The following is a 26,585-nucleotide window of genomic DNA, read 5'->3' as shown; positions in this document are numbered from 1 at the left end:
GATTATCATTGATGCCTCGATTATAGTGATCTCCGAAAAATCGCGTCGGAGCAACAAGGATTTCGCCTCTGGTATGAAGAAGTTATTTGTGACATTGCTGGTGCTGGCAGCCTTGGTGGCGGGGGCAGGCGTCTATTGGTCCAAGCAGCCCATCGTGGAGCCGAACGGACAAGTGATTGCCTTCACCATCACGCCGGGCGCAGGCGTCAACGGCGCTGCCCAGCAGATTGCCGCGGCCGGGGTGCCGGTCAATCCGGACCTGTTTGCGCTGTATGCGCGCCTGTCCGGCGAAGGCGGCCGGATCAAGGCCGGCAGCTATGAAATCAAGCCCGGCTACACGCCGCAGCGCCTGCTGTTGCAACTGGTGCGCGGGGAATTCGCCCAGGAAGCGCTGACCGTCATCGAAGGCTGGACCTTCAAGCAGATGCGCAAAGCCATCGCCGACCAGCCCGCTCTCAAGCACGATACCGCCACCTGGACCGACCAGCAGATCCTGGCCAAGCTGACCAACGAATACACCTATCCGGAAGGACTGTTCTTTCCCGATACCTACCTCTTCGCCAAGGGGGCCAGCGATATGCAGGTCTACAAACAGGCCTTCGCCCTCATGAGCAAGAAGCTCAACGAAGCCTGGGCGCGGCGCGACCTGTCGCTGCCGTACCGTACGCCTTATGAGGCGCTGACCATGGCTTCCATCGTCGAGAAGGAGACCGGGCAGAAATCGGAGCGCGGCATGGTGGCGGGGGTTTTCGTCAATCGCCTGCGCACCGGCATGCTGCTGCAGACCGATCCGACCGTGATTTATGGCATGGGCGACCGTTACCAGGGCAAGATCCGCAAGGTCGACCTGCTCACCGACACCCCCTACAACACCTACACGCGCGCCGGTCTGCCGCCCACGCCGATTGCCTTGCCCGGCGCCGCTTCGTTGGCGGCCGCCTTGAACCCGGACAAGACCGAAGCCTTATACTTCGTGGCGCGCGGGGATGGCACCAGCCATTTCTCCAGCAACCTGAACGAACACAACCAGGCCGTGAACCGCTACCAGCGTTGAGCCGGTCTTCCTTTTACCGTTTTATTCATTGAGTAGCGATACCTTCATGGCATCAGGCAAATTCATCACCTTCGAAGGCATCGACGGCGCTGGCAAGTCGACCCACATTCCTTTCGTGACCCAGCTGCTGCGCGAGCGCGGCATGACTGTGGTCGCTACCCGTGAACCCGGCGGCACCGACCTGGGCGAACGCCTGCGCGAGCTGGTCCTGCATCACAAGATGCATCTGGAAACCGAAGCCCTGCTGATGTTCGCCTCGCGCCGCGAGCATCTGGCCCAGGTCATCGAGCCGGCCCTGGCGCGCGGCGACTGGGTCATCTCGGATCGGTTTACCGATGCCACCTTCGCCTACCAGGGCGGCGGCCGCAAGCTGGCGCTGGACAAGCTGGACAGCCTCGAACAGTGGGTCCATCCCCATCTGCAACCGGATCTGACGCTGCTCTTCGATGTGCCGCTGGAAGTGGCGCGGGCGCGGCTGGATGCCGAACGTACGCTGGACAAGTTCGAGCAGGAAAAGGCCGATTTCTTCGCCAACACCCGCGCCGAATACTTGCGCCGCGCCGCGCAGTTCCCGCAGCGTTTCCGCCTGATCGATTCCACGCGTCCCATCCCGGCGATCCAGGAAGAACTGCGCGCCATCGTGGCAGCGCTGTGAGGGAGGCTGCATGTCCGTGACTTCTTCCGACGGTTTGCTGCCCTGGCAGGGCGAGAGCTGGCGTCAGTTGCAGCAACTGCGTGAGCGCCTGCCGCATGCGCTGCTGTTCTATGGCGCGGCCGGTACTGGCAAAACGCAGTTTGTCGAAGCCTTCGCCAAGTCCCTGCTGTGCGAATCGCCCACGCCAGAGGCTCATGCCTGCGGCGTATGTGCCTCCTGCAACTGGTTCTCGCAATCGAATCATCCTGACTACCGGCGCGTGCGCCCTGAAGTACTGGACGATGAGACCGCCGAAGACGAGGCAGGTGAAGAAAAGAAAACAGCCAAGGCCAGCAAGGCCCCCTCCAAGGACATCAAGATCGACCAGATCCGTGCGCTGGCCGATTTCATGAACGTTTCCACCCACCGCTCGGGCTTGCGGGTGGTGATGCTGTATCCGGCCGAAGCGCTCAACACCGCCGCCGCCAATGCCTTGCTCAAGACGCTGGAAGAGCCGCCGCCGGGCACCATGTTCCTGCTGCTGTCCAATCGCCTGGACCGCCTGCTGCCGACCATTCTGTCGCGCTGCCGCAAGTTCGCCCTGACCGCGCCCGGCCATGACGAAGCGCTGGCCTGGCTCAAGCAGCAGGGCGTCAAGGATGCCGATGCCTGGCTGGCCGAGCAGGGCGGGGCACCGCTGGCCGCGCTGGAAGCCGCCCAGGGCGAGGGCCGTGATGCCCTGGATGAATTGCTGCGCCACCTGGCCCAGCCCGGCGTGGACGGCGCCTTGCGCGCTGCCGACAAGCTGCAGAAAACGCCGGCCGCCGACCTGGTCGGCTGGGTACAGCGCTGGCTGTATGATTTGCTGTCGCTGAAGTCGGCCGGGGTGGTGCGCTACTACCCGCGGTATGGCAAGGAACTGGGGCGTCTGGCCGAGCGGGTCGATGCGCTGGCCGTGTCCAAGGCCCTGCGCGGCATGGGCGATCGCCGCGCCATTGCGGATCACCCCTTGTCGGCCAAGCTGTTCATTGAGGAAATGCTGATCGATTACGCGCGCTTGTTCGATTGACGCCGCGTCGACCAGGCCGGGCCTGCGGCAAATCGCCGCGCCTGGCGGGAAGCGGCGTGCCGGACCGTATAATTCCGGCATGATGTCGCTGACCTCCTTCTTCATTCCCGTCTCCGAGCAGATGAACCAGCCGCAGCACCTGTTGCTGTCGCGGCTGTTCTGGCTGCGCTGGGCCATGGTGGCGGGCGAGCTGCTGGTGCTGGCCGGGGCGCATGCCTGGCTGCATATCGCCTTGCCGTTGCCGGCGCTGCTGGCCCTGATCGGCCTGCAGGCCCTCATCAACGCTGCCACCTGGCTGCGCATGCGCTGGGCTCGGCCGGCCGAGCAGGCCGAACTGTTCATGCAATTGTTGCTGGATGTGGCGGTATTGACGGCGCTGCTGTATTTTTCGGGCGGTTCGACCAACCCCTTCGTTTCCTTCTACCTGCCGGCACTGGCGGCAGGCGCTGCCACGCTGGCCTGGCCCTATGCCTTGCTGCTGGCACTGTGTGCGCTGGGATGCTATTCGGGGCTGGTGTACTTTTACCAGCCGCTGCACATCCACGACCACGGGCAGGCGATGGCCTATCACCTGGCCGGGATGTGGATCAATTTCTCGATCTCGGCCTTGCTCATCACCTGGTTCGTCAGCCGTATCGCGGCGGCCGTGCGCTTGCGCGACGGCCAGCTGGCGCAGGCACGCGAGCGCCAGCTGCAGAGCCATCGCATCGTCGCTCTCGGCACCCAGGCTGCCGGTGCCGCCCATGCGCTCAATACACCGCTGTCCACGGTAGCAGTGATCGCTGGCGAAATGCGCCGCGACATGGCCAGCAATCCCGCGCTGGCGGCCTATGAGGAAGACGTGCGGGTGGTCGAGGAACAGATCGCCGTCTGCAAGGCCGCATTGGAAAACATGCGGCTCGACGCCGATGCCCAGTTGCGCAATGAAGACAGCGCGCCCATCACGCCCTGGCTCACCAGCCTGCTGGAAGGCTGGCGGCTGCGCCATCCGGCCGTGTTGCTGGCGGCTGAGGTGCATCAGCCGGGCTGGAAGGCCAGCCAGTTGCAGGACCTGTCGCAGATCCTGCTGACCTTGCTGGACAATGCGGCCCATGCCGTGCGCGGCCTCGGCCACCAGGGCGAAATCCGCATCCGCCTGGCACCGGCCGAGGCGGGCGAGGGCGCACCTGCCGCCTCCGGCAAGCCGGGGCGCACCATGGCCATCATCGAGGTCTCCGACAATGGCGCCGGCATCAGCCCGGAACTGTTGCAGCGCCTGGGCCACGGGCCGGTGGCCAGCAGTTCGGGCGGTTCCGGCATCGGACTGATGCTGGCTACGGCCAGTGCCACCCACCTGGGCGGCAAGCTGAAGCTGCGCTCGTCGCCGGGGCAGGGCACGGTCGCGCAGTTGCGCTTCCCCCTGGTCTGAACCGCCATCCTATTCTTCTGGTTTTACGGATATCCCCATGAGTGCCGCCTTCCTGATCCTCGATGACAATGACGTCTTTGCCAGCACGCTGGCACGTTCGCTGGCAAGGCGCGGCTTTCGTGCCGTCGTCGCCCATACCGGCGAAGAGGCCCTGGATGCCGCGCGCCGCGAGCGTTTCGACTACGTCACCATTGACCTGCAGCTGGAAAAGGATTCCGGCCTGCAATGGGTCGGGCCGCTGCGGCAGGCGTTGCCGGAGGCGCGCCTGCTGGTGCTGACCGGCTATGCCAGCATCGCCACCACGGTGCAGGCCATCAAGTCCGGCGCAGATAACTACCTGGCCAAGCCGGCCAATGTGGATTCCATCCTGTCGGCGCTGTCGTACGTGGCCGAAGGCGAGGCAGTCGATGAGCCCGTATTGCCGGTGGAAGAGGCATCGCCGCTGTCGCTGGAACGTCTGGAATGGGAGCACATCCAGCGCGTGCTGGCCGAGCATGAAGGCAATATTTCCTCCACCGCACGGGCGCTGAACATGCACCGCCGCACCCTGCAGCGCAAGCTGGCCAAGCGGCCGGTAGCACGCTGAGCCGACATCGCGGGGCTCTGTAACGAAAGGTAAGCGCCCGGCAAGCAGGGGCGACAGCCTGTCGGCATGGCTTTACAATAGCGGCCATGTATATCGATTCCCATTGCCACATCAATTTTCCCGACCTGGCGGCGCGCTTGCCCGAGATCTTCGGCAAGATGGCCGACAACCAGGTCAGCCATGCCCTGTGCGTCTCGGTGGACCTGCCGGATTTCCCGCAGGTGCTGGCCCTGGCCGAACAATATCCCAACGTCTACGCCTCGGTCGGCGTGCATCCGGACTACGAAGACACCCCCGAGCCGACGCTCGACGAGCTGATCCGCCTGGCGGACCATCCGCGCATCGTGGCCATCGGTGAAACCGGGCTGGATTACTACCGCCTTCAGGGTGACCTGGAGTGGCAGCGTGAACGCTTCCGCACCCATATCCGCGCCTCTCGGGCGACTGGCAAGCCGCTCATCATCCACACCCGCTCAGCGTCGGAAGACACCATCCGCATCCTGCAGGAAGAAGGTGCCAGCCCGAAGGCGGGCGGCGTGGCCGGGGTCATGCATTGCTTCACGGAATCACAGGCGGTGGCCGATGCGGCCATTGAACTGGGTTTCTACATTTCCTTCTCCGGCATCGTCACCTTCAAGTCGGCCAAGGACCTGCAGCAAGTCGCCCGCACCATTCCGCTGGAGCGCATGCTGATCGAAACCGATTCGCCCTACCTGGCACCGGTTCCGTTCCGGGGCAAGACCAACGAGCCAGGTTACGTGCGCCATGTCGGTGAATTCATCGCCGACCTGCGCGGCATCAGCGCGGCCGAAGTGGCGCGCCAGACCTCTGACAATTTCTTCAAGCTGTTCGGAATCAAGCCATGACCCTGCTGGAAAAGCTGCGCGCCCGCTTCGGCGGCATCGGCCGTATCGTCCTCTATACCTCGCTGCTGTTGCCGGGAGCCGCCCGTGCGGGGGCGTATGAAGATTATTTCCAGGCCATCCGCATGGACAATGTCTATTTCCTCAAGCAGCTGATGCAGCGCGGCATGGGGCCCAACCTGATCGAGCCCAAGCGCGGCTATACTGGCCTGATGCTGGCCATCCGCGAAGATTCGATGAAGGCTTTCGACGTGCTGGTCAATGCGCCCGATGTGAACCTGGAAGCCCAGGCCACCAACGGTGACACGCCGCTGATGCTGGCCTCCTTCTACGGCAATATCCCGGTGGTCAAGCTGTTGCTGGCGCGCGAGGTCGAAGTCAACCGTCCCGGCTGGACCGCCCTGCATTACGCCGCCATCAATGGCAGCTCCGAGATCGTCAAGCTGCTGCTGGATGCCTCGGCCTATGTCGATGCCGAGTCCCCCGATGACAAAATGACGCCCGTCATGCTGGCCGCCATGCGCGGCCGCGTTGCGGCAGTGGAAGTGCTGCGCGACAACGGCGCTGACCTCACGCTCAAGAACAAGGATGGCTTGACTGCCATGGACCTGGCCCGCCGCTACGGGCAGGAGGGCGTGATCGACGTGCTCAACGTCAAACCGCGCCAGTAAGCCGCACATTCGGTCCCGCAAAAGGAAACGTCCCGGCCACCTCACGGTGGACCGGGACGTTTTACATGGTCTGCTGCTTCAGCGCACCAGGATCTGCGGACCGACGTCCTTGATGTCCTTGGTACCGGTCAGGGCCATACTGACGTCGAGTTCCTTGCGCATGATTTCCAGCATCTGCGACACGCCATCGCCGCCCATGGCGCCCAGGCTGTAGAGGAAGGCGCGGCCGATCATGGTGCCGCGTGCGCCCAGGGCGACCGCCTTCAACACATCCTGGCCGGAGCGGATGCCGCCGTCGAACCAGACTTCGATCTGGTCGCCCACGGCTTCGGCAATGGCGGGCAGGGCTTCGATGGAGGACATGGCCCCATCCAGCTGGCGGCCACCGTGGTTCGAGACCACGATGGCATCGGCACCGCTTTGCACGGCCAGTTTGGCATCTTCCACATCGAGGATGCCCTTCAGAATCAGCTTGCCGCCCCATTGCTGCTTGATCCAGGCGACATCTTCCCAGTTCAGGGTCGGGTCGAACTGGCTGGCGGTCCACTTGGACAGTGTCTGCACGCCGCCGGCACCTTCACCGCCCTTGATGTGGCCGGCCAGGTTGCCGAAGGTCTTGCGGCCGCCCAGTGCACGCAGCGCCCAGCCGGGCTTGCTGGCCAGGTCGAGCAGGGTGTCGAGGGTCAGCTTGGGGGGCACGGACATGCCGTTTTTCAGGTCCTTGTGACGCTGGCCGAGGATCTGCAAGTCCAGCGTCAGTACCAGGGCCGAGCACTTGGCGGCCTTGGCGCGGTCGATCAGGGACTGCACGAAGCCACGGTCGCGCATCACGTAGAGCTGGAACCAGAAGGGTTTCGTGGTCACGCTGGCCACGTCCTCGATGGAGCAGATGCTCATCGTGGAGAGGGTGAAGGGAATGCCGAACTTCTCGGCCGCGATGGCACCCAGCATCTCGCCATTGGCCCATTGCATGCCGGTCAGGCCGGTCGGGGCGATGGCCACCGGCATGGTCACGTCGTGGCCGATCATGGTGCTGCGGGTGCTGCGCTCATCGACATTGATGGCAACGCGCTGGCGCAGCTTCAAGGCGGCCAGATCCTTGGTGTTGGCGCGATAGGTGCTCTCGGTGTAGGAGCCGCTGTCGGCGTAATCGTAAAAAGCCTTGGGAACGCGCTTCTTGGCCAGCAGGCGGAAGTCTTCGACACAGGTCATGACCGGCATGGTGTTTTCTCCGTTGTTATGGTGGGCGGCGAGGGCCGCCTTGTGTTGGGCTTGCAGACACGAACCGGAATCGGGCTGCGGACAAAAGGACTGCAGAATGCCCGTTATGCTAGTGCATACCCGCTGGGCTTGGGGTGAATCCCTTTGCCGCCATCCATGAAAATTTTACGGTCAGGCCGCCAGCAGCCGCGCCGCCGCCATGCCGCTGCGCACCGCGCCTTCCAGCGTGGCAGGGTAGTCACCTGCCACATAATCCCCGGCCAGTGCCAGTCCGGCGGGCATGCCGGTATTGTCGGGCCGCTGCAGGCCGGGTGTGCAGGCGAAGGTGGCGCGCTTTTCGGTGATGACGCGGCTCCAGCCGGGCGTGGCCAGGGCCGCGTCGCCGAAGTCGCTGGCCAGTTGGCGTGTGATGCCTGCAGTCAGTGCCGCGTGGCCCTCGGCGATGGCCTGGCCGGCAGCGCTGACGACGACGGCCAGCAAGCCTGCCTCACCGCCCAGTTGTCCGCGATCAAAGACGAACTGGCCCCAGGCCTGGCGCTGCGGATCATCGGCCAGCGCCAGGAACGGGGCGGGCAGGCGCACGCCAGACGGGTATTGCAGGTAGCAGGTGGTGATCGGTTCGTGTTCCAGTGCTTGCAGGAGCGCCGTGTCATGCAGACCATCCAGCAACTGGGCGACGGCGTCGGGGCCGGTGGCCAGCACCACCCCGGCGAATTCGCCCAGGCTTTCAGCGGCGCGGTCTTCCAGCCGCCAGCTGCCCTCGTCATTGCCCGGCAGCAGGCGTGCCACGGCCACGCCTGCCTGCACCAGACCGCCGCGCTTGCCCAGATAGGCCGCGGCCGCATCGGGTAGCAATGCGCTCAGGTCAACGCGGGGGATCAGCATGTCGGAGGCGGCGCGGCGCGCGCCCAGGCTGTCACGCAGCACGTTCAGGAAGACTTGCGCCGAAGCCCGTTCCGGCGCGGTATTGAGCGCGGCGATGCACAGCGGACGCCACATCAGCCGGATCAGGCGCGCGGTCTGCTCATAACGTTCCAGCAGCTCGGCCACGCTGCAATCCTGATGCAGCTGCCAGCCCATCCAGCGCGCCGTGGTGGAAAAGCGCGCCAGCGCCAACTTGTCTTCACGCGCCAGCCCTTTGGCCCGCAGCAGCGCCACGGCCACATGCCAGGGGGCCGGCAGGCGGGGTGCCACGAAATCCATGCCCTCGGCCCCCGTGGCCAGCGGATAGCGCATCTGCAAGGGCAGGCGCAGCAAGGCGCTGGCCGGATCGACGCCGACCTGCTTCATCAGCGCCAATGTCGAGCGATAGGCCCCCAGCAGGATGTGCTGGCCATTGTCGAGCGTGCGCTCGTCCAGTTCTACCCGGCGCGCGCGGCCGCCCAGCGTACGGGCAGCTTCGAACAGGCTCACGCGATGGCCGCCGGCGGCCAGCGCCACGGCAGCAGCGCACCCGGCCCAGCCGGCACCGATGACGGCGTAGTGACGCGGGGCGTTCATCGGGAAAACACCTGTTCAGCCGAAGACATAGGTCTTCCAGGCCAGCCAGAGCTTGCGGATGGGGGTGAGCGAGATGCGCTGGTTGAGCACGTGGTAGCCGTCGCGCGTGATCTCGTCCAGCAGGGTGCGATAGATGGCGGCCATCATCAGGCCGGGGCGCTGGGCGCGGCGGTCCTCTTTGGGCAGCAGGGCGAAGGCTTCGTCATAGACCGCCTGGGCGCGCTCGACCTGGAACTTCATCAGTGCCTCGAAGCGCTCGCTGTGGCGGGCGTTGAGGATGTCGGCGGCGGTGACGTTGAATTGCTGCAATTCATTGACGGGCAGGTAGATGCGGCCCTTGCGGCCATCCTCGCCGACATCGCGGATGATGTTGGTGAGCTGGAAGGCCAGCCCCAGCTTTTCGGCAAAGAGCAGGGTGCCGGGCTGGGTATGGCCGAAGATGCTGGCCGAGAGCACCCCGACCACCCCGGCCACGTGCCAGCAGTAGCGCTGCAGGCCGGGATAGTCGAGGTAGCGGGTTTGGTCCAGGTCCATTTCCATGCCATCGATGATGGCTTGCAGGTGTTCTCCCTTGAGCTGGTAGGTCGCCACGTGCGGATGCAGGGCCTTGGTGACCGGGTGCGTGGGCTGGCCTTCGAGCATGGCGGCGATTTCCTTGCGCCACCACATGAGCTTGGTGCGGGCCACCATGGCGTCCTCGATTTCGTCGACGGTATCGTCGACCTCGCGGCAAAAGGCGTACAGCGCCGTGATCGCCAGCCGTCGCTGCGGCGGCAGGAACAGGAAGCTGTAATAAAAACTGGAACCGCTGGCGGCGGCCTTCTGCTGGCAGTATTCGTCTGGAGACATGGATGCGTGGCGGGCGGTTGAAGCATGGGGCAGGTAGCCTGACGGCCCCCTGCGGCAAAGGCGCTATGCTAGCCGAGTGCGCCCGGCAGGGCAAATGCCGGCTGCCGTTGACCCGGCCTTGAAACGGGGCCTGAAACCCGTCTATTGCGGCCCCCGGCGTTGTCCATTAAGCTCGGGTCAAGCGCATTCCGGAAAAACAAATTCACATGACATCAAATCCGGATGAATTCTGCCGTTAATCTAACCAGACGTGGCGCTGCAGTGGTCAACCCCGCTTGCAGCGCGGCACATCGGCAACCCCGGCCATCGACGATGGCCCCTTGGAGGCTGGAGACAATATGGACAGACTGGAAATCTTTCGCAACATCGCCTCGCAGGCTGGTCGCGGCGAGCTGGTATTCCCGGCCAACGTCAGCGCCTCGCTGAAGCTGCAAAAGGCCCTGGCCGACCCGGACTGCCATCTGGAGCTGGCTGCCAAGCTGGTGATGGCCGAGCCGCTGGTGTCGGCGCGTACCGTGGCCATTGCCAATTCGGCGGCCTACAACCGTTCCGGCGGCGAGATCAACAACGTGCGGGCGGCCGTGATGCGGCTGGGCTTCCGCACCCTCAACACCATCACCACCTCGGTGATCGTGCGCCAGCTGGGGCGGACCATCAACAATCCCGGCATGCGCATCAAGTCGGCCCAGCTGTGGGAGCACTGCGCCCACGTGGCGGCCACCGCCTATGTGCTGACCTCCAAGCTGACCAAGGCCGATCCGGAGACGGCGATGTTTGCCGGCATCGTGCATGAAGTGGGTGGCTTCTACCTGCTTTCGCGCACGGATGACTTCCCCGGGCTGCTCGACGGCGGCACCGAGGACTGGATGGAATACGGGGAGAAGATGATCGGCCGCGCCGTGCTCAAGAAGTTGGGCGTGCCGCAGCCGGTGGTCGATGCCATCGAATCCCTGTGGCACGGCGTGCGGGTGCTGCCGCCGCAGACCATCGGCGACGTGCTGCTGCTGGCCAAGGAACTGTCGCCGGTGCCCTCGCCGCTGCAACGCACCGTGGTGGCCGAAGCCGGCATCGGTGGCGAGAACCTGGTGGATGATTACATCGGGGACCGTTCGCTGCGCGAGATGCTGGATGATTCCGAAGAGCAGATCCGCACCCTGACCGCTGCCTTGCTGGTTTGAACCAGTACGCGACCGCTTCTTCTTGAAGCCCTGCCTGGCCAATGTGCCGGGCGGGGCTTTTTCATTCAGGCTGCGGTTTATCGGGTCAGGCCGCGCCAGCCGATGATGAGCCAGTCCGGCTTGGCCAGCTTGGGGCGCTGGCGGAAGACATCGCCTTGCACCGCCTCGATGCGCTCCAGGATGAGCAGTCCGCCTTGTACCACCATGCGCAGTTCCAGTCCGATACGGCCCGGCAGGCGGCGCGCCAGCGGGGCACCGGAAAGCATCAGTTCCCGCGCCCGCGTGACCTCGAACTGCATCAGTTGCTGCCAGCGCTGGTCGCTGCAGGCTTGGGCGATGTCGTTTTCATTGATTCCGAAGCGCTCCAGGTCCTCGAGTGGCAGGTAGATGCGCGTCTTTTCCAAGTCGATGGCGACGTCTTGCCAGAAGTTGATGAGCTGCAAGGCGCTGCAGATGGCATCCGAATCCTGGAGATTTTCTTCATTTGCCTCACCGTACAGGTGAAGCATCAGGGTTCCTACCGGGTTCGCAGACCGGCAGCAGTAGTCCAGCAGGTCCGTATAGCGGGGGTAACGGGTGGTCACCACATCCTGGCGGAAGGCTGAGAGCAGGTCGCGGAAGGGTTGCAACGGCAGGGCATGGTCGACGATGGTCTGCTGCAGCCGGGTGAAGATGGGATGCGTGCAGGGCAACTGCTGCTCGATCAGGTCGAGCTGCGCGTCGTAGGCATGCAGCGCGGCCAGCCGTTCTTCCGGCCGGGCGTCGCCTTCATCGGCGATGTCGTCGGCGCTGCGGGCGAAGGCATAGATGGCGGTGACGGCCGGGCGCAGGCGCGCCGGCAGCAGCAGCGAGGCAACGGGGAAGTTCTCGTAGTGATCGACGGCCATGGGGCGCGCGACTCAGTCGAACTTGTCCTTGAGCAGCGCCTCGATGGTGGCGATGCGGGTTTCGACCGTCTCCAGCAGGGCCTTGGGCATGGTGCCACCGGCATTCAACTGCGCGGCCAGCGAGCGGGCGATGCCCATGGCGCCTTCGGTGAACTGCTTGCCATCCTTGGACAGCACGGCCGCGGCCGTGAAGAGGGTGGAGAACAGGATCTGGTCAGCGGTATTGTTCTCGATGAACTTGTTGAGCAAGGCGTTGTGGCTTTGCTTGAGTGCGTCGAATTCTTCCTGGGTGGGCATGGCGGGTCCTCACTGGATGGCGCGGCTGGTGCAGGAAAGGTTCGCGCACCAGCCAGCAAAGGCGCGGATTGTAGCAGTTCAGCACGCCGCTGCGCGCAGGCGGTGTGCAATCGGCCCCGGGGCACGTGGATCGTGAAAAAAAAGCCGGGAAATGAAGTTTTCTCCGGGAGCCCATTGCCGCCGCCCGCCGGGGGCAGCAGCCTACAGAGCTGGTGAAGCAATTTGCAAAAAAACGGAAGCCGGCAGCGAGGTCTGATTCGCTACCGGCTTGCCTGGGGCCTGCCGTTCAATGCGCAATGGCCCCAATCGGGCCCTCCATCAATGGCTGACCGCCAGCAAGACCTTGCCGTCGCCTCCCTGCGCCTGCGCCCAGGTAGTCTGGGTCGCTGCCGGCGGAGCGAAGCTGGCCATGGCTTGCACGAGTTTCTCGACATCAGTGTCCAGCAAGGATTTGCCGTCGGCGGTCTTGATGCGCTCGATGTGGTTGTCGGTCGTCCCGGCAGCGCCGGCATACCAGTCCTTCACCGTCACCTGGTCGGTCGTGCCCAGCACCTTGATGCGCAGGTCCTGGCCGGTCTTGCTGAACCACAGGTTGTCCTGCCGGGCGTCGGTGAAGCTGAGCGTGTCGACATTGCCCTTGGTGGCATCGTGGTCGTAAACCGCATCCTGGCCGTCGCCCTTGGCGAAGCGATAGCTGTCGTTGCCAGCTCCGCCGATGAGCAGGTCATTGCCCTTGCCGCCTGTGAGGACATTGTCGCCGCCGTTGCCGGCCAGGATGTTGTCAAGGCCGTTGCCGGTGGCATTCACGTTCTGCCCCCAGAGCTTGACCGCCTGGTCGGTGGTCAGGGTGTCGGCCGAGGTGACATCGGTGGCGTAGCGCAATTGCCGCAGCGTGACGTAACGGCTCATGTCGTCCGCTCTGCCGCGTCCGGAGTCGGCAATGAAGAAGCCGGCAATCTGCTCGGTATCGACGGCGTAGGCCACCCCGGTAACCGTGATGCAGTGGTTGCTGCGGTTGTTGCTGGCCATGGGCATGTCCCAGAGCCGGCTGGCATTGACGCTCAGGCCGACCGCCTTGCCCTCCTTGATGCTCCGGGCGACTGCCATTTCATCGAAACCATGCGTGATGGTAGCGTCAATACCGAAATCCTTGAGCAGGGCTTGCTGGCCCTCCGTGTAGGTGCCGCCCCGGTGCTCTGGCAAGGGGGCGATGACGTCGCAGAGCATTTCGTCGATGGCGCGGGTGACCACTTCCTTTTCCGTGAGCGGCCGACCGGCCAGCACGCTCATGTTGGCCACGACCGTCTCGCCGCAGGTACCCAGGAAATCGGGGACGGCATCGCCCTGCGCGTAGTCCAGCTGGTAGGACTTCGGCATGCCGTACACCAGCACGTTGACGCCATTGATCACCGCGCTCTGCGGCTTGGTGGCATCGATCAGGACCAGGTTCTCGACATTGTCGGCAAGCGTGGTGCTGGCCGTCGCATAAACCGTATCGATGCCTTCGCCCGCCTTCTCGACCACGCGGTCGCCGCTGTTGTCGACGTAATAGCTGTCATCGCCCTTGCCGCCGGTCATGATGTCGGCACCGCCCAGGCCATCGAGGATGTTGTTGCGGTCGTTGCCGGTGAGCCGGTTGTTCTGCGCATTGCCGGTGGCATCGAGGTTGTCGGCTTCCAGTGCCAGGTCCTGTTTGTCGCTGGCCAGGGCGATGTGCTTCCTGACCTTGACGCCGGGCAGTTTGTGTTGCGAGCCTTCGTCGTCGCCGAACGGGGCGGGGGCGGTGAAGCTGTCCAGGTAGTGCGCTGCCAGTGCATTGCCGCCGGATGCAGCAGGCTTTGCCGGTGCGGTCAGCCCGGTCTGGGGGGGCAGTTTGCCATCGGCTGCGGCTTGATCCAGGGCGGTGCCGGCCCCGCCATTGGCCCTGTTGAAGGGCTTGATGGCGTCATTGGTGGTGATGGTGACGGAGCCGCTGGCGTTGGTGCAATCGCGCAACGTCTGCAAACTGACGTAGCGGCAGGTGTCGGTATCGCGCCCCCGGCCGGAATCGGTGATGTAGAAACCGTCCACCGCGCCGGTTTGCGCGCCGTAGCCCACGCCGATGATGGCGATCATGTGATCGGTCATGCCGACGTTTTCCGGAATGTTCTTGGCCCAGAGGTTGCTGCCATTGACCGTGACGATGACGCCTTTGCCCGCGAGGATGTCGCGTGCCACAGCGTTTTCGTCGAAACCCTGAGTCAATGTCGAGGCCAGGCCAAATTCCTTGAGCAGGATCAGTTCGTTTTCCGCACTGATGGTGCCGCGCTTGGTGGTGGATTTGCTGGTGGTATCGCACAGTTTTTCGGCGATGGCCTTGTTGACGACGTCCTTTTCCGTTACGGACATGCCGGCGATGGTGGCCAGGTTGGCGATGCAGACCTCGCCCGACGTCCCTTCATAGCGGGCGACCGCATCCCCCTGGTTGTAGTCGAGATCATGGGAGAAGGCAAAGGGATTGCCATAGGTCAGTACGTCCGGGCCGGTGATGAGCTTGTGTTGCGGTTTGGCCGGGTCGGCCATCCTGGGATCCTCGGGCAGCGCCAGCTTCTTGATCGGATCGACAGTATAGAAACCCGAGCAACCGGACTGGAAGTGCGCGGCCTTGTCCAGTTCGCTCAGTGAAACGTAGCGTGCGGCATCGCCGGACCGTCCGCGTCCCGAGTCGACAATATAGAAGCCTTGCAGGGCACCGGTGTCGGCCGCATAGACGGCGCCGGTCAGGTTGATCATGTGATTGACGTTGATCAGTTCCAGCAAATTCTTGTCCAGATCGGCACCCCACAGCTCATAGCCGTTCACGCCCATGAGCACACCTCTGCCCTCCTTGATGAGGGCGGCCAGTTTGTTGGGATCGTAATCCGTGATGGCCTCGACGGGCATGCCAAAGCTTTCCAGCAGCAGGCGTTGCAGCCCGGCGACGGTACCACCGCGCTGGCCGGGATTGGAGCTGACGGTGTCACACCAGCCGTTGTCGATGGCTCTCTGGACGACGTCCTTTTCGGTCACATCCCGACCGGCGATCATGAGCAGGTTGGCGATGCTGGTTTCCGAACAGGTACCCATGTAGCCCGGGACGGCATCGCCCTGGGCATAGTCCAGGTCTACATAGGACTTCGGGTTGCCGTAGACCAGCACGTCCTTGCCGTCGATCTTGTCGCGCTGGGCTGGCATGGTGGTGGGGACTGGCAGTTTTTCCGGGGTGGTCGGCTTGAGGTTGGCGGGCGCTGGTATCTGCAGGGGGGCTGGTGCCGGCGCAGCGGGGGCAGGCTTGCTGCCGACGGCTGCAGGAGGGTTGGCATGGGCGCTGGGTGGGATCACCACCGGCGGCGGCGAAACCGGGGCCAATGTTGGGGTAACGGCAGGTTTGGCGGGGCTGACCGGCTTGTCGAGGCTGATGGACTTGTCAGGAGTCACGGGCTTTTGCAGGCTGGCGGGCGCGTCGACGCTGACGGGCTTGTTGCTTGCGGGCTTGCTGGTGATGGGTGGCGGTGCGATATCCGGTTTGACGTTGACCGGCGTTTGGATGGGCGACGGCTTGGCTGCTGCCGGTTTGGTGGGGCTGGCCAAGGGCGGCGCGACGACGGGCTTGCTCGCAATGGCTGGCTGCTTGGTGGCCGGTGGTGTGGCGGCGGTCTTTTCCGGTGGATCGAAGAGCTTGATGTCGGGAGAGATCGGCGCAAAGATGATTTTGGTGACGCTGCCGGTCTTGATCTGGACGAAGCGCTTGTCGATACGGGTGATGACCGGATGCGAAAGCGACGATGCTGCCTTGGGTTGATCCTGCGAGGTGGTGGTTGACACGGGTTCCCTTTCAATTACGCCGGTAAAGGCGAAGGCGTTCGGGGAGAGTCTGCGCATGCTGCGTCTTTCCCCGGGGACGTGTTGCCTGCCATGCCGCCTGGCCCTGACGCTGGCCGGAAGGTGCCAGCGCCGGGCTGGCACGGTGCAGCAAGCTTGCTATATGAATTTTGTTGTCCCGGGGCGATTCAATCGGATTGAAATGCTTCGGTAAATCGCACAAAAGTGCCGTTGGCCGGTTGACAAGAGCTGGCTGGCACGGGAATGCCAACGTGAGGAGACTGATGGTCGTTCAAAGAGGTGGCGGTGAGGACTGGAAGAGGGGGCGGCGGGGAGGGGGCATGAAATTTTTTTCATGCCCGAGTGGCCACGATTTTGCTGGATGGGGAGGAGCCTGTTGCAGAAATCAGAACAGTGCGACCAGGCCGGGCTGGATGTGATCCGTGCGCAGGTAGCGTGCGCCGGGATCATGCATTCAGTGGCAGATGCGGTGGCAATGCCTGGGGCAGTACGGATTGTCTGGTGCGAGGATGGGGGCTCGAATATCCTAAAAATCCTCCAATGATGAGCACTTTCGCGAGGAGGCTGACTTAATGTCGTCATTCCCACCCTGTCAACTGATCGGAATGCAGTTATCATTAATAAAAATATAAGACAAGGGTGGGAAAGTGGAATCGCTAAAAGAGGTCGCATCATCAATCGCCGACTGGATCAAAAGTCGGATGGTCAACCCGTTCTACGCGGCATTTTTGTTCGCATGGTTGGCTTTAAATTGGCGCGTCGTTCTTGCGTTGGGATCTGATGTCGCGTTTCGGGAAAAGATCGCTTACATCGACAACACTCTTTATCCTGGGGCTTTCTTCCCTTGGCTTTATTGCTTCGCATACCCGCTGCTCTCCGCCCTTCTCTATGTACTTCTTAGTCCACATATTTTCCGATTGCTAATCAGGTATTGGAGGAGAGAGCAGTTGAAGACTCGTGAGGGGGTAAAGAAGGATGATGGCTTGGAGTTACTTTCTAAGGAAGAGGCGGATGCGCTGCAGCAGAAGGTGTATGACGCGTTATTACAAAAGCGACTCGTAGAGCGGAAAGCGATTGGGGAGACTGCAGAATTTGTTAGCGAAATTGCCCGCTTAAAAGAGGAGATGGATACACTGCGCAAAGTCAATGCCCAGCTCCACTCCGACCTAAAGGAAAACTCTTCGGCCCCTGAAAAGGTACTAGTAGATGGCTTCACCTCTTTAAAGGAAGTGAACATCCCTATAGGGGATAGGCTGTTAGATGCTTTGCAGCGCCGTGGAATTTCCCGCGAAGAAACTGAAATGTTGCGTGCAATTTCTGCAGTCGGACCAGTTGATGGTGCCGCCCGGGTAATCGCCGCAACTCGTCACAAATTTAAGGACTACACGGCTGCCCAAAATATGTTGAAATCGTTCCGCCTTATTGAAGAGACTAGGAACGGCTGGGTCGTCAACGAAGCCGGAGTTGAGCTTCTGAAGTGGCTAGAACTATTTGGTTAAACTTGGCTACCGCTTTCGACCCGGCACTTGGTTTAGGAGGGCATGCAACTGCGGTAGGAGCAGCGGTATGGTCTGTTTGGTATGCAACGCGTTATTGGGCCGTGGTCTTCCTAATAATAGTCAGTCAGATCTTCCAGATCAGGTTATATAAGGTCCATTAGTTGCCTATACATGCCTCCGCCGCAACGTGATGGACTTTATCGGCGGGGCGAAGCGGCGCTGATTGACCAGTTCATCTTAACCATGCGTTGTGCCTGCCGGACTCGTGGTGAAGGTCAAAGAGATATCTCTCTGGTTGTACGCCTACCGCCGGCCGCGTTAGGTATTGGCGATGTGGACACCTGCTGAGGGATTTGCTCTAGCTGCTTAAGGTGAATAGTTTTTTGATCAGTATTACACATACTATGTTCTGTCCGGTTTCCATCGCTAATCTGTCGGCTCCCAATGGGCCGCCTTGCAGTCGCACGGCGGCCGGTTAGCTCACCGCACTAGTAATGCCTTCAACTCGTCTTTGTAAGGGAGGATTGGATTGTATAACCGATGGAATGCTCGACCTATAGCGCCTGAAAAAAGTACAAGTTCCGGATTCTTCGTTCCCCCCAAGATCACGTGGCTTATAGCGATTCCTGGATACGGATCAATGTAATGAATGGTTTTAATTCCGAGTTGATATGCCTTCTTAGCGCACAGTTCACATGGGCTGGCAGTAGTGAAAAGAATGCCACCTTCAATACCTCGTCCACCATATTTCGATATTTGCAGAAAGGCGTTCTCTTCGGCGTGTAAAGAACGAGTGTGGACTTGATTTTTAATTTGCGTGTAATTGTTATATTCGGTTTTAAAACAATAGGAAATATTTCGGCCTGACTGCTTTATTGGAATATATTTTTTTGTATTCTCCTCGAATTGAAGGAGATACTTTTTATCACTTTTTTCATATTCACTATAGGCGCTCTGATCTTGTCCCGAGATCAAATCCTCCCTGCTTCTTAGCACGCATGGCACTTGCCCAAAAGGCGTGTCATTCCAGCCAATTGCCTGAATGGAGTAATTTTTGTCTGTTATGGCGGCTCCAACTTGGCGGGAAATACAGCCCGAATTTAACTTTGCTGTATAGGCGAGCTGCATGCATCGCTCAGTAGCAGTAGGTGTGACAATGCCTGGGCGTTTCATCAATGAAACGAATCTGATCAGTTGGTTGGCCAAGTTAGAGTATTTTGATACTTCGTTTTCTTGGTCCGGATTGCTGATGTACAGATCTGCGCGTTGAATACAAGCTTGAATGTCTTGTACGGAATACGTTTTGGTATCGCTAAGATCTCTTGTTATATATTCTGCTTTGTCAATGATATCGACATCATCATCAGAAAATTTGAGCGAGTAGAGGCGTTGTTTTCGTTGATTATCCGGACAAGAGACTGCTGCTAAATAAAACGCAGCATATCGATCTTGGAAGAACATCGCTTCAAGATTACTCCTGATGGCATCGATGACTATTAACGTGCTTTTATTAAGAGTTTTGTTGCATGAGATAATTGTTTTAATAATTGAGTTAATTTTTTCTGCTAGCGTAAAGAATTTTCCCTCGACGAAATTCGCTTCTATTGCAGAGCCAGATAATCGTATGTTCGTCCCTATTTCTTGGTAGAGCTTGATAAACGCACTTTCGCCCAGTGCTATGCGAAGTTCAGCGCAGAAGTGCGGTAAAAGTCTTGTATAAAATTCCGTCCAGAGAATTGGGTCTTCAGTGCTAAATACGTTTTCGCGGGTACCAGAAATTCTTTCTAACAAGCTTTTTACTCTATCTATTTTTGCTTGCGACTCGCCTTCCAACAGTCTTTGTAGTTTGTCCATCACAACGGTAATTTCCTCTTCGATCAGAAGAAGAGTAATTACAGAGCGGACTTGGATGAGCTCAAATTTTTGCCATGTGAGATCAAAATGTCGTTTGACGATCTTTTGCTTTCTCTCGTCGTTGTTAGCAGGAGTATTGCTATTATTTAGCGAATGTCTGATGGCATCCTTTTCTGAACATAATATCTCTGCAACCGTTGAGCAGCCACTTCCAGTGCGACCGGTCAGCCCAATGATAATTAGTTCATCATCTTTTCGATAAATAGTATCGATTGCCGAATGTAAGTAATTTTGCATGGCCCCCCTTTTTTCTTGATTTATTGTCTTTAAGCGGCGGGCAATACCTAAGTTCAGCGCATCAAGACTTAGTAGTGCGAACGTCGCTGTGCGAGTTAGTTGAGTTTTTTTGTTTTAATTATGTAATTAGCTATCAACTTTTATCAAGTTGATTTTGATATTTCTGTGCTGTCCTTCTAGAGAGAAGATAGAAGGTGTATATCTGTATCCTTATTAGCGCTGAGGATGTAGGAGATGAGTTAACGGGAATAGGAGAATCAGTGAAAGCATGGTTGTTGTATTTTGGTGATCTGGAAACTCAGCACCATTGAAATTTCTAGTCTGGAATGTAGCGCTCGCTAATCGCAGGATAGCGCGGCCCACCACTGCGTTTGGAGTGGCTGTGCCATGATCCTGAGATTCCGGTTTGCTTATTACGTTTTCAGATAAGGTTATCTGGTGCGAGGAGGGGGACTCGAACCCCCACACCATTGCTGGCGTCAGGACCTAAACCTGGTGCGTCTACCAATTTCGCCATCCTCGCTGAAGGGGGGTCGGGCACCGGTGCGATAGCAGTCTGGCAGCGCTTTCGCCGCAGACCTGCCGCTACCGATGCAGGTAGCAGTTTGTCAAAGCGCGCCATTGTACTGCAAGGTCTTGTCACTGTGGGCGTTTTTCTGTGCGGACATTTTTGTGCCGCCGCTGATCGGTAGTACCATGCCGCTTCTTCTTCCAGCCAGCAGGATCGCCATGACACGCTATCGTCACTACAAGGGCGGCATCTATGACTATATCGACGAGGCCATCCTCGAAGCCGACCTCGCGCCCATGATCATCTACCGCGCCGCCGATGGCCGCCTTTGGCTGCGTCCGCGCGATGTCTTTTTCGAAACGGTCGAGGTCGATGGCAAGCAGGTGCCGCGTTTCGAAAAGATTGAGGACTGATCCTGCCCGTAGCTCCGGGTGGCTGCTGCGATTCGATGCAAAACCGCGTCGCTGGCCGATGCAAGCTGAACAATGCGCGCGCATGACGGTCTACTTCACTCCTTCATAAATTCAATTCACCTTATTCGGGCATCCTCATGAAACATCAAGCACGCGTCCTGGCCGGGGCGATCTTCTCCGTGTTCGCCCTTGCCGCCACCATTCCCCATGTGGCCTCGGCCGAAGAACTGGCCGATGTCAGCACCGCCTTCCGCTGGCTGGGCAAGAACGACCGCGTGGTCATCGAAGCCTATGATGACCCTAAGGTGCAGGGCGTGACCTGTTACGTCTCGCGTGCCCGCACCGGTGGCGTCAAGGGCACGGTCGGCCTGGCCGAGGACAAGTCGGAAGCCTCCATCGCCTGCCGCCAGGTGGCGCCGACCCTGCAATTCCAGGACAAGCTGCCGGTCCAGGAAGACGTCTTCAGCGAGCGCATGTCCATTCTCTTCAAACGCCTGCACGTGGTGCGGGTGGTCGATACCAAGCGCAATACGCTGGTCTACCTGACCTATTCGGACAAGCTCATCGATGGCAGCCCGATGAATGCCGTCACCGCCGTGCCGGTTGCACCTTCCGCGCCGATTCCGGTGAAATGAGGGAAATTCTCTAAATTCTTTACGGTGGACTTTGCTGACAGGCAATCCGTCGGCGGCGGTGATGCGTTGGCGGGCCGCGCCGGGGCTGGCCCGGCGGGCTTTGGAGGGGATTTGCGGCTGTTTGCAGCGTGGCAAGCCCATTTTTGGACTATCGGCGCTTTTTGCGTATAAAATAGCGAGCTTTAGCGCGGCCGGGCAGGGCGCTTTTCGTCTGCAGTCTGATGATCGGGATGAAAGACAGCATGCTCCGGCTTACGGAATTCTTAACATTTGGACGATTTAAATGGCAACTGCAGTCGAAACCCTGAGCAAACTCGAACGTCGTATGACCCTGTCTTTCCCGCTGGCCGATGTTCAGGCTGAAGTGGAAAAGCGCCTGAAGGTGCGCGCCCGTACCGCCAAGGCACCGGGTTTCCGTCCGGGTAAAGTGCCGATGAAGATGGTTGCCGCCCAGTTCGGCTACCAGGTCGAAACCGAAGTCCTGAACGACAAGGTCGGCCGCGCATTCAACGACGCTGCTGTCGAAAACAACCTGCGCGTGGCAGGTTTCCCCCGCATCGAACCCAAGACCAGCGAAGAAGCCGGCGAAGGCAAGCTGGCCTTCGACGCCACCTTCGAAGTCTATCCGGAAGTCACCCTGGGCGACCTGTCCGGCGCTGAAGTCGAGAAGACCACCGCGGCCGTCTCCGACGCCGAAATCGACAAGACCATCGACATCCTGCGCAAGCAGCGCGTGCACTACCACGTCAAGGGCGAGCAAGGCGCGCACGGCGACGGCGGTGCCGACCAGTCGGCCCAGAACGGCGACCGCGTGACCGTGGACTTCGTTGGCAAGATCGACGGCGTCGAATTCCAGGGCGGCAAGGCCGATGCCTTCCCGTTCGTGCTGGGCGAAGGCCGCATGCTGCCGGAATTCGAAGCAGCCACCATCGGCCTGAAGGTCGGCGAGTCGAAGTCCTTCCCGCTGGCTTTCCCCGAGGACTATCACGGCAAGGACGTGGCCGGCAAGACCGCTGAATTCACCATCACCGTCAAGAAGATCGAATGGGCCCACATGCCTGAAGTCGATGCAGTCTTCGCTCAATCCCTGGGCATCGAAGACGGCGATCTGACCAAGATGCGCGAAGACATCAAGAAGAACCTGGAGCGTGAAGTCACCGCCCGCACCAAGGCCAAGACCAAGGACAGCGTCATGAACGCCCTGATCAAGGCGTCGGAACTGGAAGTGCCCAAGGCCCTGATCGACCAGGACGTCGAGCGCCTGTCCGAAATGGCCCGTCAGGACATGGCCCAGCGCGGCATGGACCCGAAGGTCATGCAACTGCCCAAGGAACTGTTCACCGCCCAGGCCGAGCGCCGCGTGCGCCTGGGCCTGATCCTGGCTGAAGTGGTCAAGCAGAACAAGCTGGAAGCCACCGAAGAGCAGGTCAAGGCCCAGATCGAAGACTTCGCCCAGAGCTACGAAGATCCGCAACAAGTGCTGAAGTACTACTTCTCCGACCGTCGCCGTCTGGCCGAAGTCGAAGCTCTTGTTTTGGAAGAAAACGTCGTCAACTACGTTCTCGGCAAGGCCAAGGTCTCGGAAAAGCCGGTTTCGTTCGACGAACTGATGGGTAATCAGGCGCAAGCGTAATCCGGTTTTCTCTAGTAGTATCAGAAAACTCTTACGCTTAAGGATGCATACATGACAGGTCTGATGAAGCAATCTGCACTGGATACCCAAATGCTCGGCATGGTGCCGATGGTGATCGAACAGAGTGGCCGTGGCGAACGCGCTTACGACATCTATTCGCGCCTGCTGAAGGAACGCATCATTTTCCTGGTCGGACCGGTCAATGATGCGATGGCCAACCTGATCGTGGCCCAGCTGCTGTTCCTGGAAAGCGAAAACCCGGACAAGGACATTTCCCTGTACATCAATTCGCCTGGCGGTTCGGTATCGGCCGGCATGGCGATCTTCGACACGATGCAGTTCATCAAGCCGCAAGTGTCGACGCTGTGCACGGGTCTGGCTGCCTCCATGGGCGCTTTCCTGCTGGCTGCTGGCGCCAAGGGCAAGCGTTTCTCGCTGCCGAACTCGCGCATCATGATTCACCAGCCTCTGGGCGGCGCCCAGGGCCAGGCATCGGATATCGAGATCCAGGCACGTGAAATCCTGTACCTGCGTGAACGTCTGAACACCATCCTCGCTGAGAAGACCGGCCGTAGCGTCGAGCAGATCAGCAAGGATACCGATCGCGACAATTTCATGTCGGCCGAGGCCGCCGCGGAATACGGCCTGATCGACCAGGTGCTGACCCAGCGCGCTTGACTTTGCGTCATCGCATTGGCGACGATCCAACGCGAAAAATGCCCGAACGTAATGCGGTTCGTGAACTGACCCCATAAAGTTGGACGGTCAACAGCCGGTTAAGGCCTAAAGGACTGAGTTCTGTATTGCACAGGGCTCAGTCCTTTTAATTTGCTCTTGATGCGGTGGTGGTTGTAGTAGTGCATGTACTTGCGCAACTCGATCTGTAACTGCTCGATGCTGGAGAAGCGAGTCAGGTAAAAACACTCCGACTTGAGCGTGCCGAAGAAGCTTTCCATGGCTGCATTATCCAGGCAATTCCCTCTACGCGACATACTCTGCTTAATACCGTTTTCGGCCAAGGTGCGCCGGTAAGCGTGCATCTGATATTGCCATCCCTGATCCGAGTGCAGCATGGGGCGACGTGTCCCCTTCAAGGTCGAGATTGCCTTCTTGAGCATGCTGTCGACCATCTGGAACTGGGGTGAACGACTCGTCTGATACGACACGATCTCGCCGTTGTACAAGTCCATGACAGGCGACAGATAAAGCTTCTCTCCACCGACTTTGAATTCAGTAACATCCGTTACCCACTTCTCTCCGAACCGCTCTGCCTTGAATTTCCTCTGAAGCAAGTTCTCCACATGAGCGTGCCCAGGGCCGCGATACGACCTGTATTTCTTCGGCCTCACCAGCGACTTCAAGCCCAATTGGCTCATCAGGCGCTGCACCGTCTTGTGATTGATCAGTTGGCCTGCCTGCTTGAGCGTGTCCGTGACGCGGCGGTAGCCATACCTGCCTTTGTGCCGGTCATAGATCTTGCGGATGCGCGATTTCACGGCCGCGTATTTGTCGCCTGCTTCCTGCGCCTTGATCTGGTAATAGAATGTGCTGCGCGCCAATCCGGCCACCTTCAGCAGAACAGGCAACTTGTGGTGTGGCCTCAATTCCTGGACGAGTCGCGCTGCTTTTGCGCAGCCGCTTGCTCTGTCTGAATCAAGGCCCGACGCTTTTTTAGGTAATCAACCTCCGCACGCAGATACTCGATTTCATCGAGCAATTCTTCGCGTGGGCGCATGTCGTCTTTCCTTGTGGGCTTTGCGGGAATCTTGGGCTTCATCATCATTGAGCGTCCTTTCGGCTTCGGCTGCAATCCAGCCAGGCCGTGCTCATGATACAGGCGCTCCCACCGACTGACCGTCCCGCAGCCGCGAAGTCCGTACATAGCCTCCACTTCCCGCTGTGATAACTGATCCTGCTTCATTCGCGTCAATACCGATAGCTTGAACTCGGCACTATAGTGCTCGTGCTTCTTGATCAGTCCCGCTACGCCATGATGTCGGTAGCTCTGGACCCACCGCTGAACTATGCTGTGCTTCAGACCATATTCCTTGGCAAGCCCTCTGGCACTACCTCCCGCTAGATATTTCTGTACCACTTCCTGCTTGAACTTCTCATCGTACTTCGCCATGAAAAACACCCCAAAGGTTGGATTTATGTCCAACTTTTGGGGTGCAGTTCAGTTCGGGCATTTTTTTTGGCCAAATTTTGACGAAATTGGCACAGAGCGGCTTTTCGGGTTCTATTTGCTTGATAAATGGCACCTGGGCTGACATATAACGGTCATACGGCAGTCCTGTGAAGCAATTTGGGACAGCAAAAATGACCAAGCCGTGACGAATCCGGATTTCGCGGGTATGATCGGGTCGTAACTTTTACTCTAGTAGCTCTATGTCCGAGAAAAAATCTTCCAGCGGCGAAAAACTGCTTTATTGCTCCTTCTGCGGCAAAAGCCAGCATGAAGTGAAGAAGCTCATCGCCGGTCCTTCGGTCTTCATCTGCGACGAATGCATCGACCTGTGCAACGACATCATCCGTGATGAAGCCGCCAGCGTGGAAAGCGTCACCGGCACCAAGTCGGATCTGCCAACCCCGCAGGAAATCACCGACCTGCTGGATCAGTACGTGATCGGACAGGCTACTGCCAAGCGCATCCTGTCGGTGGCGGTCTACAACCACTACAAGCGCCTGAAGCACCTCGGCAAAAAGGATGACGTCGAGCTGGCCAAGAGCAACATCCTGCTGGTGGGCCCGACCGGTTCCGGCAAGACCTTGCTGGCACAGACTCTGGCACGCATGCTCAACGTCCCGTTCGTGATCGCGGATGCGACCACGCTGACCGAAGCCGGCTATGTCGGCGAGGACGTCGAGAACATCATCCAGAAGCTGCTGCAGAACTGCAATTACGAAGTCGAGAAAGCCCAGAAGGGCATCGTCTACATCGACGAGATCGACAAGATTTCCCGCAAGTCGGATAACCCGTCCATCACCCGCGACGTGTCCGGCGAAGGTGTGCAGCAGGCCCTGCTGAAGCTGATCGAAGGCACCATGGCATCGGTGCCGCCGCAAGGTGGCCGCAAGCATCCGAACCAGGACTTCGTGCAGATCGACACGACCAACATCATGTTCATCTGCGGCGGCGCCTTCGATGGCCTGGCCAAGATCATTTCCGACCGTTCCGAAAAGAGCGGCATCGGTTTCTCGGCCAGCGTGAAGAGCCAGACCCAGAAGAGCAATTCGGAAGTTCTGTTGAATGCCGAGCCGGAAGACCTGGTCAAGTTCGGCCTGATCCCGGAACTGGTGGGCCGTCTGCCGGTGATCGCGACCTTGAACGAGCTGGATGAAGAAGCCCTGATCCAGATCCTGATCGAGCCCAAGAACGCGCTGATCAAGCAGTACGCCAAGCTGTTGCAGATGGAAGGCGCCGAGTTGGAAATCCGTCCGGCCGCCATGCATGCCATCGCCAAGAAGGCCCTGGCGCGCAAGACCGGCGCACGCGGCCTGCGGTCCATCCTGGAGCACGCCTTGCTGGATGTGATGTATGAACTTCCTAGCGAGCAGAACGTCGCCAAGGTGGTGGTCGACGAGAACACCATCACCAATGGTGCCAAACCGCTGTTGATCTATCACGACCAACCCAAGGTCTCGGGCGGCTGATTGCCCGGCAA

General features: G+C 59.9%; 23 protein-coding genes and 1 tRNA gene. 14 read left to right on the top strand and 10 right to left on the bottom strand.

What is annotated here, in order from left to right; translation table 11 throughout:
• The first annotated feature begins 73 nt into the window (after positions 1-73).
• The 7 genes from mltG (at position 74) to E2K99_RS13820 (ending at position 6,285) form a co-directional block, all read left to right on the top strand.
• Positions 74-1,054 carry an endolytic transglycosylase MltG gene (gene mltG / locus E2K99_RS13850; RefSeq protein ID WP_039787874.1) on the top strand — a complete coding sequence of 327 codons (981 nt, stop codon included), beginning with the start codon at positions 74-76 and terminating at the stop codon, positions 1,052-1,054.
• A gap of 46 nt (positions 1,055-1,100) precedes the next feature.
• Positions 1,101-1,709, top strand: coding sequence for a dTMP kinase (gene tmk, locus E2K99_RS13845; protein ID WP_134222586.1), 609 nt, complete (start codon positions 1,101-1,103; stop codon positions 1,707-1,709).
• A 10-nt stretch (positions 1,710-1,719) separates the two neighbouring features.
• Complete coding sequence (locus tag E2K99_RS13840; RefSeq protein WP_134222585.1) at positions 1,720-2,757, top strand: DNA polymerase III subunit delta'; 1,038 nt, start codon at positions 1,720-1,722, stop codon at positions 2,755-2,757.
• 79 nt (positions 2,758-2,836) lie between these two features.
• Positions 2,837-4,165: an ATP-binding protein gene (locus tag E2K99_RS13835; RefSeq protein ID WP_134222584.1), complete on the top strand. Its 1,329-nt coding sequence runs from the start codon at positions 2,837-2,839 to the stop codon at positions 4,163-4,165.
• A 37-nt stretch (positions 4,166-4,202) separates the two neighbouring features.
• Positions 4,203-4,751, top strand: a complete 549-nt coding sequence (locus E2K99_RS13830) for a response regulator transcription factor (RefSeq protein ID WP_034331579.1) — start codon at positions 4,203-4,205, stop codon at positions 4,749-4,751.
• Between the two features lie 86 nt (positions 4,752-4,837).
• On the top strand, positions 4,838-5,617 hold the full coding sequence (locus tag E2K99_RS13825) for a TatD family hydrolase (protein WP_134222583.1): 780 nt from the start codon (positions 4,838-4,840) through the stop codon (positions 5,615-5,617).
• A complete protein-coding gene (locus E2K99_RS13820; RefSeq protein WP_034331576.1) occupies positions 5,614-6,285 on the top strand; it encodes an ankyrin repeat domain-containing protein in 672 nt (223 codons plus the stop codon). The genes E2K99_RS13825 and E2K99_RS13820 overlap by 4 nt, the downstream gene beginning before the upstream one ends.
• Positions 6,286-6,363: 78 nt before the next feature.
• Here the strand turns inward: E2K99_RS13820 and E2K99_RS13815 are convergent, their stop codons facing one another.
• The 3 genes from E2K99_RS13815 to hpnD all read right to left on the bottom strand — a co-directional run bounded on the left by E2K99_RS13815 (position 6,364) and on the right by hpnD (position 9,855).
• Entirely contained in the window at positions 6,364-7,506 is a 1,143-nt protein-coding gene (locus E2K99_RS13815) for an alpha-hydroxy acid oxidase (RefSeq protein ID WP_034331575.1), read from the bottom strand.
• Positions 7,507-7,677: 171 nt separating this feature from the next.
• On the bottom strand, positions 7,678-9,006 hold the full coding sequence (gene hpnE, locus E2K99_RS13810) for a hydroxysqualene dehydroxylase HpnE (protein ID WP_134222582.1): 1,329 nt from the start codon (positions 9,004-9,006) through the stop codon (positions 7,678-7,680).
• A 15-nt stretch (positions 9,007-9,021) separates the two neighbouring features.
• Positions 9,022-9,855, bottom strand: coding sequence for a presqualene diphosphate synthase HpnD (gene hpnD / locus E2K99_RS13805; protein ID WP_034331572.1), 834 nt, complete (start codon positions 9,853-9,855; stop codon positions 9,022-9,024).
• A gap of 338 nt (positions 9,856-10,193) precedes the next feature.
• On the opposite strand from hpnD, the gene E2K99_RS13800 reads away from it, so the two are divergent.
• On the top strand, positions 10,194-11,033 hold the full coding sequence (locus E2K99_RS13800) for an HDOD domain-containing protein (RefSeq protein WP_034331571.1): 840 nt from the start codon (positions 10,194-10,196) through the stop codon (positions 11,031-11,033).
• 77 nt (positions 11,034-11,110) lie between these two features.
• Here E2K99_RS13800 and hpnC read toward each other — a convergent pair whose 3' ends face one another.
• The 3 genes from hpnC to E2K99_RS25895 form a co-directional block, all read right to left on the bottom strand.
• Positions 11,111-11,920 carry a squalene synthase HpnC gene (gene hpnC, locus E2K99_RS13795; protein ID WP_134222581.1) on the bottom strand — a complete coding sequence of 270 codons (810 nt, stop codon included), beginning with the start codon at positions 11,918-11,920 and terminating at the stop codon, positions 11,111-11,113.
• A 12-nt stretch (positions 11,921-11,932) separates the two neighbouring features.
• Complete coding sequence (locus E2K99_RS13790) at positions 11,933-12,217, bottom strand: hypothetical protein (RefSeq protein WP_006463927.1); 285 nt, start codon at positions 12,215-12,217, stop codon at positions 11,933-11,935.
• A 318-nt stretch (positions 12,218-12,535) separates the two neighbouring features.
• A complete protein-coding gene (locus tag E2K99_RS25895; RefSeq protein ID WP_240733722.1) occupies positions 12,536-16,060 on the bottom strand; it encodes a calcium-binding protein in 3,525 nt (1,174 codons plus the stop codon).
• Between the two features lie 665 nt (positions 16,061-16,725).
• Here E2K99_RS25895 and E2K99_RS13780 point away from each other — a divergent pair.
• Positions 16,726-17,577, top strand: a complete 852-nt coding sequence (locus E2K99_RS13780) for a hypothetical protein (RefSeq protein ID WP_134222580.1) — start codon at positions 16,726-16,728, stop codon at positions 17,575-17,577.
• 480 nt (positions 17,578-18,057) lie between these two features.
• Here E2K99_RS13780 and E2K99_RS13775 read toward each other — a convergent pair whose 3' ends face one another.
• The 3 genes from E2K99_RS13775 to E2K99_RS26085 form a co-directional block, all read right to left on the bottom strand.
• Positions 18,058-19,728: a cytidine/deoxycytidylate deaminase family protein gene (locus tag E2K99_RS13775; protein WP_205703675.1), complete on the bottom strand. Its 1,671-nt coding sequence runs from the start codon at positions 19,726-19,728 to the stop codon at positions 18,058-18,060.
• A gap of 436 nt (positions 19,729-20,164) precedes the next feature.
• A tRNA-Leu gene (locus E2K99_RS13770) sits at positions 20,165-20,251 on the bottom strand.
• 85 nt (positions 20,252-20,336) lie between these two features.
• Complete coding sequence (locus tag E2K99_RS26085; protein ID WP_259432396.1) at positions 20,337-20,459, bottom strand: hypothetical protein; 123 nt, start codon at positions 20,457-20,459, stop codon at positions 20,337-20,339.
• On the opposite strand from E2K99_RS26085, the gene E2K99_RS13765 reads away from it, so the two are divergent.
• The 4 genes from E2K99_RS13765 (at position 20,458) to clpP (ending at position 23,598) form a co-directional block, all read left to right on the top strand.
• Entirely contained in the window at positions 20,458-20,652 is a 195-nt protein-coding gene (locus tag E2K99_RS13765) for a DUF1653 domain-containing protein (protein WP_134222579.1), read from the top strand. The genes E2K99_RS26085 and E2K99_RS13765 overlap by 2 nt on opposite strands.
• A 137-nt stretch (positions 20,653-20,789) precedes the next feature.
• Complete coding sequence (locus tag E2K99_RS13760; protein ID WP_134222578.1) at positions 20,790-21,287, top strand: CreA family protein; 498 nt, start codon at positions 20,790-20,792, stop codon at positions 21,285-21,287.
• A gap of 283 nt (positions 21,288-21,570) precedes the next feature.
• Complete coding sequence (gene tig, locus E2K99_RS13755; RefSeq protein WP_034350407.1) at positions 21,571-22,920, top strand: trigger factor; 1,350 nt, start codon at positions 21,571-21,573, stop codon at positions 22,918-22,920.
• A gap of 51 nt (positions 22,921-22,971) precedes the next feature.
• A complete protein-coding gene (gene clpP / locus E2K99_RS13750) occupies positions 22,972-23,598 on the top strand; it encodes an ATP-dependent Clp endopeptidase proteolytic subunit ClpP (RefSeq protein WP_034341328.1) in 627 nt (208 codons plus the stop codon).
• A 98-nt stretch (positions 23,599-23,696) separates the two neighbouring features.
• Here clpP and E2K99_RS13745 read toward each other — a convergent pair.
• Positions 23,697-25,048, bottom strand: a protein-coding gene (locus E2K99_RS13745) for an IS3 family transposase (RefSeq protein ID WP_134220985.1) whose coding sequence is annotated in 2 segments (ribosomal slippage) — positions 23,697-24,542 and positions 24,545-25,048 — 1,350 coding nt in all. Because the reading frame shifts where the segments join, the coding sequence is not laid out codon by codon here.
• Positions 25,049-25,308: 260 nt separating this feature from the next.
• On the opposite strand from E2K99_RS13745, the gene clpX reads away from it, so the two are divergent.
• Complete coding sequence (clpX, locus tag E2K99_RS13740) at positions 25,309-26,574, top strand: ATP-dependent Clp protease ATP-binding subunit ClpX (RefSeq protein ID WP_121045673.1); 1,266 nt, start codon at positions 25,309-25,311, stop codon at positions 26,572-26,574.
• Positions 26,575-26,585 lie beyond the last annotated feature (11 nt).

The sequence above is a fragment of the Herbaspirillum huttiense genome (genome assembly GCF_004367745.1).
In the GTDB taxonomy this organism is placed as follows: Bacteria; Pseudomonadota; Gammaproteobacteria; order Burkholderiales; family Burkholderiaceae_D; genus Herbaspirillum; species Herbaspirillum huttiense.
Note: the sequence above shows the minus strand (reverse complement) of the source record. Positions and strands in the feature narration are given on the sequence as shown.